General features: G+C 74.4%; 13 protein-coding genes and 1 riboswitch. Of the genes, 6 read left to right on the forward strand and 7 right to left on the reverse strand.

Going from position 1 to position 15418, the window contains the following annotated elements:
* Positions 1-31: 31 nt before the first annotated feature.
* Both mftB and mftA read right to left on the reverse strand, forming a co-directional pair.
* A complete protein-coding gene (gene mftB, locus FVA95_RS06650) occupies positions 32-343 on the reverse strand; it encodes a mycofactocin biosynthesis chaperone MftB (protein WP_043280690.1) in 312 nt (103 codons plus the stop codon).
* Entirely contained in the window at positions 333-419 is an 87-nt protein-coding gene (gene mftA, locus FVA95_RS06655; RefSeq protein WP_149663444.1) for a mycofactocin precursor MftA, read from the reverse strand. The genes mftB and mftA overlap by 11 nt, the downstream gene beginning before the upstream one ends.
* Positions 420-577: 158 nt before the next feature.
* Here mftA and FVA95_RS06660 point away from each other — a divergent pair, with 158 nt between their 5' ends.
* Both FVA95_RS06660 and FVA95_RS06665 read left to right on the forward strand, forming a co-directional pair.
* Positions 578-1708, forward strand: a complete 1131-nt coding sequence (locus FVA95_RS06660; RefSeq protein WP_149663412.1) for a GNAT family N-acetyltransferase — start codon at positions 578-580, stop codon at positions 1706-1708.
* Between the two features lie 99 nt (positions 1709-1807).
* On the forward strand, positions 1808-3379 hold the full coding sequence (locus FVA95_RS06665) for an ABC transporter substrate-binding protein (RefSeq protein WP_149663413.1): 1572 nt from the start codon (positions 1808-1810) through the stop codon (positions 3377-3379).
* A 94-nt stretch (positions 3380-3473) separates the two neighbouring features.
* Here FVA95_RS06665 and FVA95_RS06670 read toward each other — a convergent pair whose 3' ends face one another.
* Positions 3474-3836 (reverse strand): four-helix bundle copper-binding protein, encoded by a 363-nt coding sequence (locus FVA95_RS06670; RefSeq protein WP_149663414.1) that lies wholly within the window; start codon positions 3834-3836, stop codon positions 3474-3476.
* A gap of 169 nt (positions 3837-4005) precedes the next feature.
* On the opposite strand from FVA95_RS06670, the gene FVA95_RS06675 reads away from it, so the two are divergent.
* The 4 genes from FVA95_RS06675 (at position 4006) to FVA95_RS06690 (ending at position 10135) form a co-directional block, all read left to right on the forward strand.
* Positions 4006-4392, forward strand: a complete 387-nt coding sequence (locus tag FVA95_RS06675) for a hypothetical protein (protein ID WP_149663415.1) — start codon at positions 4006-4008, stop codon at positions 4390-4392.
* 75 nt (positions 4393-4467) lie between these two features.
* Positions 4468-4671, forward strand: a riboswitch (cobalamin riboswitch).
* Positions 4672-4801: 130 nt separating this feature from the next.
* The gene (locus FVA95_RS06680) at positions 4802-7696 is read left to right on the forward strand and encodes a ribonucleoside-diphosphate reductase subunit alpha (RefSeq protein WP_149663416.1); all 2895 of its coding nucleotides are present in this window, start codon (positions 4802-4804) and stop codon (positions 7694-7696) included.
* Positions 7693-8781, forward strand: a complete 1089-nt coding sequence (locus FVA95_RS06685) for a ribonucleotide-diphosphate reductase subunit beta (RefSeq protein ID WP_149663417.1) — start codon at positions 7693-7695, stop codon at positions 8779-8781. The genes FVA95_RS06680 and FVA95_RS06685 overlap by 4 nt, the downstream gene beginning before the upstream one ends.
* A 205-nt stretch (positions 8782-8986) precedes the next feature.
* A complete protein-coding gene (locus tag FVA95_RS06690; RefSeq protein WP_149663418.1) occupies positions 8987-10135 on the forward strand; it encodes a HoxN/HupN/NixA family nickel/cobalt transporter in 1149 nt (382 codons plus the stop codon).
* Here FVA95_RS06690 and FVA95_RS06695 read toward each other — a convergent pair.
* From FVA95_RS06695 to FVA95_RS06710, 4 genes are read right to left on the reverse strand one after another with little or no spacing between them, the layout of a single operon-like run.
* The gene (locus FVA95_RS06695; RefSeq protein ID WP_149663419.1) at positions 10125-10973 is read right to left on the reverse strand and encodes a siderophore-interacting protein; all 849 of its coding nucleotides are present in this window, start codon (positions 10971-10973) and stop codon (positions 10125-10127) included. The genes FVA95_RS06690 and FVA95_RS06695 overlap by 11 nt on opposite strands.
* A complete protein-coding gene (locus FVA95_RS06700; RefSeq protein WP_149663420.1) occupies positions 10970-12607 on the reverse strand; it encodes an ABC transporter ATP-binding protein in 1638 nt (545 codons plus the stop codon). Before FVA95_RS06700 ends, FVA95_RS06695 begins: the two co-directional genes overlap by 4 nt.
* Positions 12604-14403 carry an ABC transporter ATP-binding protein gene (locus tag FVA95_RS06705; RefSeq protein WP_149663421.1) on the reverse strand — a complete coding sequence of 600 codons (1800 nt, stop codon included), beginning with the start codon at positions 14401-14403 and terminating at the stop codon, positions 12604-12606. Before FVA95_RS06705 ends, FVA95_RS06700 begins: the two co-directional genes overlap by 4 nt.
* Positions 14400-15365 carry an ABC transporter substrate-binding protein gene (locus tag FVA95_RS06710; protein ID WP_149663422.1) on the reverse strand — a complete coding sequence of 322 codons (966 nt, stop codon included), beginning with the start codon at positions 15363-15365 and terminating at the stop codon, positions 14400-14402. Before FVA95_RS06710 ends, FVA95_RS06705 begins: the two co-directional genes overlap by 4 nt.
* Between the last annotated feature and the right edge of the window lie 53 nt (positions 15366-15418).

The following is a 15418-nucleotide window of genomic DNA, read 5'->3' on the forward strand; positions in this document are numbered from 1 at the left end:
CTCACTGTGGTGGTCGGCGGGGCGGGCGGGACTAGCGGGCGACGATCGTGCGGGACTTCAGCAGTCCGGCGAGGGCACGCAGGTAGGCGTCGTGCTGCGCCTCGGGGACGTCGGCGGCCACGACGGCCGACCGGGCGTCCGGCTGGTTCTCCAGGTCTCGTACGACCGAGACCAGCTGGGGCGTCTTGAGGAAGGACAGCTTGCGGGTCACGAAGTCGTACACCAGGGCGCCGAAGGGCTCCGGACGCAGCGAGACGCTCTCGCTGAGCCGGTACGGTGCCGCGGGGTCGAAAGCCCCCGCGGCACCGTCCGGAACCGTGGTGTCGAGGGGCTTAGTAGACACCGCACATGCCGTCGATGGAGATCTCCTCGACGAGGGTCTCCTCGGTCAGGGCGTCCTCGTTCTGGTGCTCACTCATGCGCAACCTCCGCTGGATCCGACTCTCGGCGAGAGAGGTGGTGAACCGCCCCGCCGGCCGGCGGTGGCAGCGGATCGGACGCTATTGGCACCCGGTGCCGGAAATCAATACTCGACATCCACGCCCGTCCGTTCGGACGGGCGGGCAGGCTGTCTCCCATGACGGTCGGGACGGTCCTGCTGCACCTCTGCACCCCGGGTGAGTGGCGGAGGTGGCTCGACACCGGAGCCGTGGCTCCCCCCTCCCTCGACGAGGTCGGGTTCGTGCACCTGTCGACGCCCGGCCAGGTCGCCCTGCCCGCGCAGCGCCTGTTCGCGGGCCGGTCGGACCTGGTCCTGCTCGTCCTCGACCCGGCCCGGATCGACGGCGCCGGGATCGACGTCCGGTGGGAGCCGGGCGTGCCGACCGACCCGGCGTCGATGCGGTTCCCGCACGCCTACGGGGCGGTGCCGGCGTCGGCGGTGCTGATGGTGCTGCCCTACCGGCCCGGCCCGGACGGCTTCGCCGCACCGGAGGTCCCCGAGCCCGGCGCGGCGGCGCGGGCGATGGGGTTCGAGCCGTCGATGCTGCGCCGCGGCGCGAGCGCGGAGGAGCCCGTGACCGGCGGCGTCGCGGTCCGGACCGACGCCTGGCCGGTGTCGCGGATGCACAACCGGCTGCTGCTCGACCGTCCGGACCGGACGGATCCGGCCACCGTGCTCGCCGAGGCCGACCGGGCGCTCACCGCGCACGGCCTGCACCCGAACGCGCTGCTGTGGGGCCCGGGCGCGGACGAGCTGGCCGACGGCCTGCGCGCCGCCGGGTGGTCGGTCGCGGCGAACGAGGCCATGACCGCCCCCACCACGACCGGCGCGACCCCGGACGCGGCGACGGTCACCGAGCTGGACCACCACGAGCTCCGCGGGTTCCGGCGCGCCTCCTGGGCCCGGGACCTGCCCGGCACCGGCCCCGAGGACCTCGACCAGCTGGTCGACCGTGACACCGGCGACGACCGGGTGCTGGCCCTGCACCGGCTCGCCGTCGTCGTCGACGACCGGGTGGTGGCGGTCGCGACGCTGCGCCGCGACGGTGCGACGGCCTGGCTCGACGCCCTGGAGACCGACCGGGCCCACCGCGGCCGGGGGCACGGCCGGGCGCTGCTGGCCCGCTCCCGCGAGCTCGCCGCCGAGCACGGCTGCGACCTGCTCGCACTGGGTGCCGACGTCGACGACTGGCCGCGGGCCTGGTACCGGCGCAGCGGGTTCACGCCGGTCAGCACCCACGTCGAGGCCGCCGGCCCGCGCCGGTGACCCCTCCGGATCGGGCACGCCCTGTCGCGAGCCGGCCCGGCACGTGCGGAGGTCCGTCCCGGCCGCCTCGGCCGCGACCGCACCGGGCACCCTGTGGTCGTGCAGTTGAGCCGTCGATCGTTCCTGCGGGCCGCCGGTGCGACCGCGGCGCTGGCGGGGATTCCGGCGCTGGCCGCGTGCGGGGCCCCGGCCGACACCACCGCCCCTCGGTTGGTGGCCGCGTTCGCCGGTGACGGTCCGCTCGGCGTCCCGGACCCGCACGTGGTGTGGCGGCCGGTGGACCGGGCGCGGGCGGCGGCCGTCGCGGACACGCTGCTGGTCTGGGACCAGGACATGACCCCACGGCCGCACCTGGCCGCGTCGGCGGCGCCGGACCGGACGGGGACGAGATGGCGGATCCGGCTGCGCGACGCCCCCGCCCACGACGGGCGCCCGCTGACCTCGACCGACGTCTTGGCGTCGCTGCGTCGGATCACCGATCCCGCCACCGGGGCGACGGCGGCACCGCTGCTGGCCGGGCTCGACCTCGCCGCCAGCCGGGCGGTCTCGGCGTCGGAGGTGGAGCTGGTGCTCGGCGCCCCGGACTTCCTGTTCGGCCTCGTCCTGGGCGCGCCGGGCACCGGCATCGTGCGCGACGGCCGCGGCACCCCGCCGGTGGGCACCGGCGCGTTCCGCTGGCTGCCCGGGTCCCCGGACGCGCTCTACCGGCACGACGGCCACTGGCTGGGCGCTGCGCGCTCGCCCGCCGTGGAGTTCGTGGTGGACGACGACGAGGAGAATCGCTACCAGTCCCTGGTGGACGGCTACGTGCACTGGGCGCACGACCTGTTCCCGCACAGCGCACGGCGGCTGCTCGGGCGGGTCGGCACGACGGTGGTGTCCGCGCCGGGCTCGGCGACCCGCTTCCTCGACATCGGCCCGGCCGGGTCGGCCCCCGGCACCGGTGCGGTGGGCGGCACGACCGCCGGGGTGTTCGGCGACGTGTTCGGCGACCCCCGGCTGGCCGAGGCGGTCCGGCTCGGGATCGACCGGACCGAGCTCGTCCGCGAGGTGCTGCTCGACCTCGCCGAGCCGGGCGACGACCTGTTCGGCCCGGGCCTGGCGTACCACCCGGCCGGGTTCGCGCCGGCGGAACGCGACGTCGCCCGCGCGCGGGAGCTCGTCGCAGCGGCGGGCGCGGACCGGCTGGAGGTGCCGCTGCTGTTCGACCCGTTCGACCCGATGTCGCGCCCGGCCGCCGATACCGTCGTGGAACAGCTCACCGAGATCGGGCTGACCTGCACACCACGCGAGCCGGACCCGCCCGACGCCGTCCCGACCCCGGGCATCCGGTTCCGCCGGGCCGCGGCGACCCCGCTCCCGCTGTACCTGCGCGCGGCCGCGGCCTCCGCCGACGACGCCCCGCCCGTCGCGACCGCGGGCGGCGACGACGCACCGGCCGCGGCGGGACGGGCCGACGTGCGTGCCCTGCTCGCCACCGCGCGCGGGGTGCCCGACGAGGCACACCGGGTCGAGGCCCTGCGACGCGCCCAGCTCCTGCTGCGCGACCGCTCGACCGTCTGGTCCTCGGGCGACGAGCACGTCGGCGTCTCCGCCGACCTGACCGGCGTCGAGCCCGCCCGGCCGGACACCGCCACCTGGGCCCGGTTCCACCGGCTGCGGATGGGGTGACCCGCTGCGGGCGGGACCCGGAACCACTCCCGGCCGCAGGACGGGCCGTGCCGCGGCCGGGCCACGGCAGGGGCACGGCACGGCCCGCCGGACCTCAGGCGCCGGCGTGCTCGCGCAGCAGCGCCGCCGTCTCGCGGGTGACCTCGGCGTGCAGCCGACAGTGCTCGTGGTGGTCGGCGTGGGCGCCGCAGGCCGCGGCGGACGCCTCGCAGGCCAGCGCGGCGGCCGAGGCGGCGGCCTCGCCGACGGCCTTGTCCCCGGTGCGGCGGCCGAGCACGGCCGCGGCGGCGGTGCAGAGGTCGGCGGCGTCGAGCGCCAGCAGGACCTCCGTCTCCATCCCGCCGGAGGCGACCATCGCCGAGGCGCAGGCGGTGCTCGCGCGGGCGGCGTCGTGCAGCTTCTCGACGACGGCGGCCGGGGTGGTGACGCCGGCGGCGTCCAGGACGTGGTGGCTCACGGGATCTCCCTCTCGATGGTGGAACGGTCGGCGGCGGAGTACCCCACGGCGGGCCCTGCCTACCCGCCCGCCTCGTCCACCACGACCGTCCGCCGGGCCGACACCGCCGGACACCCGTCGTCGCCGTGATCACCTGAACAGTTCGTCAGGTGTCACGTAGGGTCGGGGCGTGCCCGCCCTCCCCGCCGTCACCGCCTGCCGGGGGTGCTGCTGCGGCTCCGGCCGCAAGCACCCCGGCCTCGACCGCGACCACCACGACCGACTGCTCGACCGGCTGACCGACGGCCTGGCCGGGCACGCCCGGCTGCGCACCAGCGAGTGCCTGGGCCCGTGCGCGGACTCCGACGTCCTGGTGGTCGCCCCCGCGCCCGGGGCCCGCCGGGCGGGCGCCCGGCCGGTCTGGCTCCGTGCGGTCCTGGACGCCGCAACCACGGACGCGGTCGCGGCCTGGGTGCGCGCCGGCGGGCCGGGTCCCGCCGCCGTCCCGCCCGCACTCGCAGGGCACGTGTTCACCCCCGGCCCCCGGGCGACGGCCGAGGGGCGGGCGGCGGGCTGACCCGGACCGCCGGTCACCGAGAGGGGATCGCATCCGCACCGATGGGGGGATGGAGTAGCTCCACCCACAAGATGTAGTGTCCGGATCGCTGGTGGTTCACCGGCCCGCCCGGGCCGGTGAGGCAAGAGGGAACCCGGTGGGAATCCGGGACTGCCCCGCAGCGGTGAACGGGAACGACCGCCGTCAACAGCACTGGGAGTGATCCCGGGAAGCGACGGCCAGTAGGTGTGAGCAGTGCGCCCGTGAGTCCGAAGACCTGCCACCGGTGCGCGTACCGACCGGTGCGCGCTGCTCCGGGGCCTCGTGGGACGGCGCCAGGGTGCGGTGGGCCGCCGACGACACGGGACCCCGCCGCCTCCTCGCACCGCGCCCGCCCCGGAGGCGACGGCGACTCGCGAGGAGAGAGCCCGTGACGGCTTCCACCGCTGCACCGGCAACAGCACCCCCGGCCCTGCGCGTCATCCGGCGTGACGGCTCCGAGACCGGGTTCGACGCCACGAAGATCTCGGTGGCGACGACCAAGGCGTTCCTGGCGGTCGAGGGGGACTCGGGCGCGACGTCGTCGCGGCTGCACCACCTCGTGGCCGGGCTGACCGACCAGGTCGTCGCGGCGCTGACCCGGCACCCGGCGCACGCCGTGCACGTCGAGCAGATCCAGGACCAGGTCGAGCTCGCCCTGATGCGCGGCGGCCACCACAAGGTCGCCCGTTCCTACGTGCTCTACCGCGAGCAGCAGGCACGGGCCCGGGCACGCGACGGCGGGGACCGCGCGTCGGACGCACCGGTCGTGCACGTCACCGGGCCCGACGGCAGCCGGACCCCACTGGACCGCGACCGGGTCGCCGCGGTGCTCGACGAGGCGTGCGACGGCATCGCCGACGTCGCGCCGGAGCCGGTGCTCGCCGAGCTGGACCGCACCGTCTACGACGGCATCACCGCCGACGAGCTGGCCCAGGCCCTGGTCCTGGCCGCCCGCACCCTGGTGGAGCGCGAGCCCGCGTACTCCCTGGTGGCGTCCCGGCTGCTGCTGGACCGGCTCCGCGCCGAGGCCGTCTCACACCTGGCGGGCACCCGGGAGACCCCGGACCACGCGACGATGACCGAGCGGTACACGTCCTACACGAAGGACTACCTGCGCCACGCCATCGCGATCGGCCTGGTCGACCCCGAGCTCGCGACCTTCGACCTGGACCGGGTCACCGACGCCATCCGCCCGGACCGTGACCTGCAGATCGGCTTCCTCGGCCTGCAGACCCTCTACGACCGCTACTTCCTGCACGAGCGCGGTGTGCGCTTCGAGCTGCCGCAGGCGTTCTTCCTGCGGGTCGCGATGGGACTGGCGGTGCGCGAGATCGACCGCGAGGCCCGGGCGATCGAGTTCTACGAGGTCCTGTCGAGCTTCGACTTCATGGCCTCGACCCCGACGCTGTTCAACTCCGGCACCACCCGGCCGCAGCTGTCGTCGTGCTTCCTCACCACCGTCGACGACGACCTAGAGTCGATCTTCGGCGGGTACCGGAACAACGCGCTGCTGGCCAAGTACTCGGGTGGGCTCGGCAACGACTGGACCCCGGTCCGCGGCCTCGGTGCGCACATCCGCGGCACCAACGGCGTCTCCCAGGGTGTGGTGCCGTTCCTCAAGATCGCCGGGGACACGGCCGTCGCGGTGAACCAGGGCGGCAAGCGCAAGGGCGCGGCGTGCGCCTACCTGGAGACCTGGCACGTCGACATCGAGGAGTTCCTCGACCTGCGCAAGAACACCGGCGACGACCGCCGCCGCACCCACGACATGAACACCGCGAACTGGGTGCCCGACGAGTTCCTGCGCCGCGTGCAGGCCGACGCCGAGTGGACCCTGTTCTCCCCGGACGAGGTGCCCGACCTGCACGACCTCTACGGCACGGCGTTCGCGGAGCGGTACCGCGAGTACGAGGCGGCCGCGGCGCGCGGCGAGATCCGGGTGCACCGCACGGTGCGCGCGGTCGAGCTGTGGCGGCGGATGCTGACCATGCTGTTCGAGACCGGGCACCCGTGGATCACGTTCAAGGACCCGTGCAACCTGCGCAGCCCGCAGCAGCACGCGGGGGTGGTGCACTCGTCGAACCTGTGCACCGAGATCACCCTCAACACCCGCGCCGGCGACGAGGGCGAGGTCGCGGTCTGCAACCTCGGCTCGGTGAACCTCGCCGCGCACGTCACGCGCGACGGGCTCGACGCGGACAAGCTCCGCCGCACCGTGACGACCGCGGTGCGGATGCTCGACAACGTCGTGGACATCAACTTCTACACGATCCCCGAGGCCCGCCGGTCCAACCTGCGCCACCGCCCGGTCGGCCTGGGCATGATGGGCTTCTCCGACGCGCTGTTCGTCCAGCGCATCGCCCCCGCGAGCGACGCGGCCGTCGAGTTCGCCGACACCTCGGCCGAGCTCCTGAGCTTCCACGCGATCACCGCGTCGTCGGACCTGGCGGTCGAGCGCGGCCGCTACGCCAGCTTCGACGGGTCGCTGTGGAGCCGCGGGATCCTGCCGCTGGACTCGCTCGACCTGCTGGCCGCGGCCCGCGGCGAGGGCGAGCTCGACGTCGACCGGTCGTCCACGCTGGACTGGGACACGCTGCGGGAGAAGGTCCGCACCCAGGGGATGCGCAACTCCAACGTGCTCGCGATCGCCCCGACGGCGACGATCTCGAACATCTGCGGGGTCGGGCAGTCGATCGAGCCGATCCACCTCAACCTCTACGTGAAGTCCAACATGTCCGGCGACTTCACCGTGATCAACCCGCACCTGGTCCGCGACCTCAAGGAGCGCGGGCTGTGGGACGAGGTGATGGTCGCCGACCTGAAGTACTTCGACGGGTCGCTGGCCGAGATCGACCGGGTCCCCGCCGACCTGAAGGAGCTCTACGCGACCGCGTTCGAGATCGAGCCGAGCCGGCTCGTGGCCGCGGCGTCGCGCCGGCAGAAGTGGCTCGACCAGGCCCAGTCGCTGAACCTCTACCTGGCCTCCCCCAGCGGCCGCGCCCTGGACGAGCTCTACCGCCTGGCCTGGCGTTCGGGACTCAAGACCACCTACTACCTGCGCACCCGCGCGGCGACGGCCGTCGAGAAGTCCACTCTCACCGGCACCGACGGCCGGCTCACCGGCGTGCCCAGCACGCCCGCGGCCGCCCCGGCCCCGGCAGCGACCGTGTCCGCGGCGCCGTCGCCCGCGGCGACCGTGCCCGCGGTCCCCGTCACCGCCCCCGATCTCGACCCGGGCGCCGCCTGCTCGGTCGACGACCCCGACTGCGAGGCCTGCCAGTGAGCACCCCGACCACCGACCGTCACACGGGCGCCGACACCAGCGGGCTCGGCGAGATCGCCCGCGGCGCCGCCCCGATCGACGCCGACGACAAGCGCATGATCAACGCACGTGCCGACGTCAACCAGCTCCTGCCGCTCAAGTACACCTGGGCCTGGGAGAAGTACCTGGCCGGCTGTGCCAACCACTGGATGCCGACCGAGGTCGCCATGCAGGCCGACATCGCGCTGTGGCGTTCCCCCGGCGGCCTCACCGACGACGAGCGCCTGATGCTCACCCGCAACCTCGGCTTCTTCGCCACCGCCGAGTCGCTGGTCGCGAACAACATCGTGCTCGCCGTCTACCGCCACCTCACCAACCCCGAGTGCCGCCAGTACCTGCTGCGGCAGTCGTTCGAGGAGGCGGTGCACACCCACACGTTCCAGTACGTGTGCGAGTCCCTCGGGCTCGACGAGGGGGAGCTGTTCAACGCGTACCGGACCGTCCCGTCGATCACCGAGAAGGACGCCTGGGCGCTGCGCTACACCCAGGCGCTGTCCGATCCGGACTTCCGCACCGGCACCCCGGAGAACGACCGCGCCTTCCTGCGCGACCTGGTCGCCTTCTACGTGGTGTTCGAGGGCATGTGGTTCTACACCGGGTTCGCCCAGATCCTGGCGCTCGGCCGGCGCAACAAGATGGTGGGCATCGCCGAGCAGTACCAGTACATCCTGCGCGACGAGTCGATCCACCTGAACTTCGGCATCGACTGCATCAACCAGATCAAGATCGAGAACCCGCACCTGTGGACCGCGGAGTTCGTCGCGGAGATCCGGACGATGCTGCGGGAGGCCTGCGAGCTGGAGGTCGCCTACGCCCGCGACACCATGCCCCGCGGGATGCTCGGGCTCACCGCCGAGTCCTGCGAGCGGTACCTGCGGTTCATCACCGACCGGCGCGCCGAGCAGATCGGGCTCACCCCGCTGTTCGGGGAGCCGGAGAACCCGTTCCCGTGGATGAGCGAGGCGATGGACCTGCGCAAGGAGAAGAACTTCTTCGAAACGCGGGTGACCGAGTACCGCACCGGCGGCTCGCTGGACTGGGACTGACCGCGGAGCGGACGGGCCGGCCGACGCCGGTCCGTCCGCTCACGTGTTCAGGCGGACCTCTCCGAAAGGTGAGGGATCTTCCGGGCACCACCGCAGCAGCGTCGCCAATCACCGGCAGCAGCCGTGACACCGCGGCTGCGGCGGGCGCACGGTGACCGCGATCGCGCCGCCCGCTCCGGGCGGCCCCGACGCCGGGAGTCCGTCGATGTCCGCCCCCCAGCCCGTCCCCACCGGGGCCCCCTCCCCCGCCCGCCGGTGGCGTGCCGCCCTCGACCGCCACGACCGCCGGTCGCTCGCCGGGATGCTCGGGTTCATCGCGCTGCTGCACGTCCTCGGGTTCGGCGTGCTCGTCGTCCTCGTCGCGCCGGCACACTACGACCTCGGGGCCTCCGGGGTGTTCGGCATCGGGATCGGCGTGCTCGCCTACACGCTCGGCCTGCGGCACGCCTTCGACGCCGACCACATCGCCGCGATCGACAACACCACCCGCAAGCTGCTCGCCGACGGCGGACGCAAGCCGCTGTCGGTCGGGTTCTGGTTCTCCCTCGGCCACTCGACGGTGGTGTTCGGGCTGACCTTCCTGCTCGGGCTCGGGGTCCGGGCGCTCGCCGGGCAGATCGGCGACGACGGCTCGACCCTGCACGCCGTCACCGGGATCATCGGCTCGTCGGTGTCCGGGGTGTTCCTGTGGATCATCGGGCTGCTCAACCTGGTCGTGCTGGTCGGAATCGTCGGGGTGTTCCGGCGCATGCGGCGCGGCGAGTACAGCGAGGCCGAACTGGAGGAGCACCTCGCCAAGCGGGGCCTGATGAACCGCTTCCTCGGTGGGCTGGCCCGGTCGGTGCGCGCGCCGTGGCACATCTACCCGATCGGCTTCCTGTTCGGGCTCGGCTTCGACACCGCGACCGAGGTGACGCTGCTCGTGCTGGCCGGCGGTGCCGCCGCGTTCGCCCTGCCGTTCTACGCGATCCTCGTGCTGCCGGTGCTGTTCGCGGCCGGGATGAGCCTGCTCGACACCCTCGACGGCGTCTTCATGAACGTCGCCTACGGCTGGGCCTTCGCCCGGCCGGTGCGCAAGGTCTACTACAACATCACCATCACGGCGCTGTCCGTCGTCGTCGCGCTGGTCATCGGCACCATCGAACTCGTGAGCGTGCTGGTGCAGGAGACCGGGACCACGTCCGCGCCGCTGGTCGCGGTCGCCGACATCCCGCTCGACGAGGCCGGCTACGGCATCGTCGGCCTGTTCGTCGTCGCCTGGCTGGTGGCGCTCGCGGTCTGGCGGTTCGGCCGGGTCGAGCAGCGGTGGGCCGCCGCGCCCGCCGACGGGCGGGCGGAGGCCGTCAGGAGGTGACGGGCATCTGCTCGGCCACGTCCGCCATGTCCTGTTCGGTCGGCGCGTCGTCCTGGGTCAGGTCGCGCCGCCAGTACCCGGTGAACGCGACCCGGGCCTTGTCGAGTCCGCGCTCGCCGACCAGGTGGCGGCGGACCGCGCGCACCGCGGACGCCTCACCGGCGACCCAGGCGAACACCGGCTCCGCCGGGAACTCCACCGCGCGCACCGCGTCGAGCAGGGTGCCCGCGCCACGGTGCACCCAGTGCACGTCGGCGCCGGGGAGCTGCTGCTCCTCCTCCGGTCCGGCGACCTCGACGACCGCGACCGCCCGGGTCCCGGCCGGGAGCTGCTCCACGATCGCCCCGATCGCGGGAAGCGCGGTCTCGTCGCCGACCAGCAGCCGCACCGGCTCGCCGTCCGGGCTGCGGTACCCCGCGACGGCCGGGCCCAGCACCCCGATCGGGTCGCCGATCGCGGCCCGCGCCGCCCAGCGGCTCGCCGGGCCGGCGTGCCCGCCACCCGGCTCCCCCTCCCCGTGCAGCACGAAGTCGACGACCATCCGGCCGGCGTCGGGGTCCAGGGAGCGCACGGTGTACGAGCGCATCCACGGCCGTCGCTGTTCGGGCACGGCCAGGTAGCGGGCGTACCAGCCGGCGACACTGCCGTCGTCGGGGGCGGGCGGGATCTCGGGGACGCCGCCGTCGCGGGCGAAGAACAGCTTCACCTGCTGGTCGGGGGCGATCTGCTCGACGCCGACGAGGTCGTCGGAGTCGAGGGTGATCCGGCGCATCCGCGGGGTCACCGGCTCGACGCCGCTCACCCGGGCGATCGCGTAGGGCGGCAGTGGTGCGGTCATGAGGGCTCCCCGGTTCCGACGAGCCGCCAGCCGCGGGCGCGGCGGCGGGAGTTCCAGAAGGCGGCGTACCGGCCCTGCAGGGCCAGCAGCTCGGCGTGCGTGCCGACCTCGGCGACCCGGCCGTCGTCGAGCACGACGATCCGGTCGGCGCCGACCACCGTGGGCAGCCGGTGCGCGATCACCAGGACGGTGCTGCGCTGCGCGAGGACCCGCATCGACTCCGTGACGAACCGCTCGTTCTCCGGGTCGAGCGCGGCGGTGGCCTCGTCGAGCAGCACGATGTCGGCGTTCTTGAGCAGCGCGCGGGCGACCGACACCCGCTGGCGTTCCCCGCCCGACAGCGAGGTGCCGCCCTCCCCGACCCGGGTGTCCCAGCCGTCGGGGAGCCGCTCGACGATCTCGGTCACCCCGGCCAGCCGGGCGGCCTCGGCGACCTCGGCGTCGGTGGCGGCCGGGCGGCCGAGGCGGACGTTGGCCTCCAGCGTCCCGTCGAAGAGGTAGACGTCCTGGAAGACCAGCGCCAGCTGGGCCATCAGGTCCTCGGTGGTCTGGTCGCGGACGTCGGCACCGCCCACCCGCACAGTGCCGGTGTCGACGTCCCAGAAGCGCGCGACCAGCCGGGTCACCGTGGTCTTGCCCGACCCGGACGCGCCGACCAGCGCGACCGTCTCACGCGGCGCGATCCGCAGCGTGACGTCGCGCAGCACCGCCACCAGCCGGCCCAGGTCGTTGCGGGCGATCCGGACGACGCCGGCGTAGTCGCCGACCTCGGCCAGCGGGCCGGTGAACCGGGCGGCCAGCGCGATCAGCGCCACCATCCGGAGGGCGTCGAGCGTGCCGCCGAGCACCAGGTACACGCCGGTCAGCAGGATCGCGCTGAACGTCAGCTGCACCGCGAACCCCCCGGTCACGATGCCCGTCGTCGCCAGCCACACCGAGCGCCGCCCCGCGCGGTACTGGGCGTCGATCGCGTCCTCCAGCGGCCGGTGCCCGGCGGCGCCGCGACCGAACGCCCGCAGCACCCGCTGGGTCCTGGCGAACTCCACGACCCGGTTGCCCGCGGCCACCGCGGCGGCGTCGTCGAGGGCGTCGCCGCGCCCCACCCAGGACGCCGACGCCCGGAACGCCAGCCAGAGCACCGGCACGCACACCAGCGCGGCCAGCGCGAGCCGCACGTCGAACAGCAGCATCACCAGCACGATCGTCGCCGGCGTCACCACCGCGACGACCAGCGGTGTCAGCAGGTGCGCGAACAGCCCCGCGATCATCGTGGTGCCACCGGTGGCGATCCGCGACAGCCGGCCGACCCGTTCCGAGGAGAACCAGCCCAGCGGGAGCGCGGACACGTGGTCCCCGAGGCGTTCGTGCAGCGTCGTCAGCACGACCAGGGCGACGCCGAAGCCCGCCATCGCCTGCACGTAGTAGAGGACGCAGGCGGCCACGACGGCCACCGCCAGCACCCCCACCCAGGTCAGGGCGGCACCGGTGTCCCCGGCGAACAGTGCCTCCAGGAACGGCACGAGCAGGACCGTCGCGATGCCCTGGAGGACACCGAACGCGCTCACCCATCCCAGGTAGGCGTAGAGCCTGCGCCGGTGTTCCGGCCCCAGGATCAGCAACAGGTCGCCGATCACGACAGCTCCTCCCCCACCCGGTGGGCGGTCCACATCGCGGCGTAGCGGCCGCCGCGGGCCAGCAGCTCGGTGTGCGTGCCGGTCTCGCGCACGACCCCGCCGTCGACGACGGCGATCCGGTCGGCCCCGGTGACCGTCGAGAGCCGGTGCGCGACGACGATCACCGTCCGCCCGCGGGCCAGCTCCGACAGCGCGTCCTGGATGTCGGCCTCGGACTCCGGGTCGGCGAACGCGGTCGCCTCGTCGAGGACCAGGACCGGGGTGTCGGCGAGCAGGGCCCTGGCGATCGACACGCGCTGTGCCTCGCCACCGGAGAGCAGCGCGTCCTCGCCGACGACGGAGTCGTAGCCGCGGGGCAGCGCCAGGACGCGCTCGTGGATCCGGGCGGCCCGGCAGGCGGCGTGCAGCTCCTCGTCGGGGGCGTCGGGTCGGCCCAGCCGGACGTTGTCCGCGATGCTCCCGTGCACGAGCTGCACGTCCTGCAGGACGAAGCCGACGTGGCGGTAGAGCACCTCGGGCGCGATCTCCCGGACGTCGACGCCGCCGATCCGGACCGCGCCGCCGGTGACGTCGTGGAACCGGGCGACCAGGGTGGCCAGCGTCGACTTGCCCGCCCCGGACGGCCCGACCAGTGCGGTCACCGTCCCCTCCGGACAGTCCAGGTCGATCCCGCGCAGCACCTCGCCGCCGCCGGGGTAGGCGAACCGCACCCCGTCGAACTCGACCCGGTGCCCGGACGGCACCCGCGGCGTGTCGGGGACCGGCAGGACCGGGGTGTCGAGCAGCTCGTGGATGCGGCGCGCGGCCGCGGCGGCGGTGCGCCGGTTCGACGCCCCGAAGCCGAGCGCGGTGATCGTGGTCGGGACGACGAGCGACACCAGGACCCCGGTCATCGCCTCGACCGGGGTGACCCAGCCGGCGTCGACGAACCACAGCACGCCCGCGCAGGACACGAGCAGCACCACCGGGGCGGAGAGCGCCATCGCGGCGAACGCCTCGACCCGCAGCATCGGCCCGACCCACTCGGCGTAGAAGCGGCCGAAGTCGCGGGCGGCCTCGGTGTAGCCGCGGTGCGCGCGCCGGGCCTGGCCGAAGGTCTTGACGACCGCGATGCCGGAGACGAACTCGACGACCGCGCTGCTGATCCGGGCGTTCCCGGCGGCCATCTGGTCGACCTTCGCGGCGTAGCCGCGCATCATCCAGGCGTAGGCGGCCGCGTAGAACGGCACCGTGACCAGCGCGAGCAGTGCGAGACGCCAGTCCAGCCAGGCCAGGTAGCCGACTCCGGCGAGCGGCAGGACCCAGGCCGCGACCCACTCGACGGGATGGTGGGCGACGACCTGGTGCAGGTCGTGCACGTCGTCCTGGGCCGCCTTGCGCACCAGTCCCGAGGAGCGCTCGGAGAACCAGCCCAGCGGCACCCGCCCGAGGTGGGCGGTCATCCGGCGGCGCAGCACCGCCTGCAGCCGGACGTCGGCGACGTGGGTGATCGCGAGCGCCAGCCCGGTCAGCCCGGCCCGGGCGCCGGGTCCGGCGATGACCAGCCACACCGCGGCCTCGACGGCGGACCGGTCCACCGGGCCGGGTGCGAGCAGCGCGTCGGCGAGCCCGGCCAGCGCGACGAAGGGGACGAGCCCGGCGGCGGCGCCGAGTGCGCCGAGCACCTGCGCGACCCGGATCCGGCCGGCGACTGGGCGCAGCAGCTCGGTCAGCGCGGCGGCCTCGGCCCGCTGCCGCGACGGCGGGGCGTCGGGTTCGGTCGCCGGTGCGGCGACCTGGTCGGTGGTTGCCGTCACGACGTCTCCAGCAGCGGTCGCAGGGTCTCGATCAGAGCAGGGGTGGATGCCGGGTTCGGCGTCAGCAGCAGGGCGGAGTCGGCGACGGACAGCAGGTGCAGGCGGCCCTCGCGCACCAGCGGGCCACGCGCCACGAGCGGTCGGCCGGTGAACTCCCGGGCCTCGCCGTCGGTGGGCACGCCGATCAGCACGATGTCGGCGTCGTCGAGCAGACCGAGCTGCTCGTCGGGGAGCTGCACGATGCCGGCCTGCCACGGCGGCAGCGCGGCCACCGCCGGTGGGACGGTGAGGCCGATCCGCTCGAAGAACCGGACCGACGGGCCGTCCGGGGCGGTCACCAGATAGGTGGTCCCGGCCGCGTACTGGCCGAAGACGTAGCGCCGGTCCGGCCCCAGCTCCGCGCGGAACCGGGCGAGGGCGGCGTCGGACCGGGCGATCAGCGCCTCGGCGGCGTCGGCACGGCCGAGTGCGGCACCGATCATCCGCGTGAGGTCCTCGCCGGCGTCCTGCAGCAGGGCGTGACGGTACGACACCGTCGGGGCGATCGTCGCGAGCCGCGGATGGGCCGCCGCGTAGCCCGGCTGCGCGGTCGTCATCAGGATGAGGTCCGGCCGCAGCGCCGCGACGGCCTCGAGATCGGGCGCGAGGGGGTCGAGCGTCGACACCCCGGCCGGCAGCGGCGGGTCGACCCCGCGCCAGGACCCGTCCGGCGCGGCGGGGTTGCGCACCGCCCCGACGACCGGGGCACCCAGCGCGCTCGCGATCTGCGCATCGCCCGCCCCCAGGACGACGACCCGCTGCGGGGGCGCGGGCACCACGGCCTCCCCCTGGCCGTGCGGGACCGTCACCGGGAACGCCGCACCCGCGGGCCCGGCCGGGTCACTCGTTCCGGTGGCCCCGGGTGCGCACCCGGACAGCGCGACCAACCCGGCCAGGACCAGCACCGACCATGGGATCCGCACGCCGCCTCCTCCAGTATGATTAGGCGAACCTTAGTCATCTCTGAATCGCGTTC

The organism is Pseudonocardia sp. EV170527-09 (assembly GCF_008369905.1).
In the GTDB taxonomy this organism is placed as follows: domain Bacteria; phylum Actinomycetota; class Actinomycetes; order Mycobacteriales; family Pseudonocardiaceae; genus Pseudonocardia.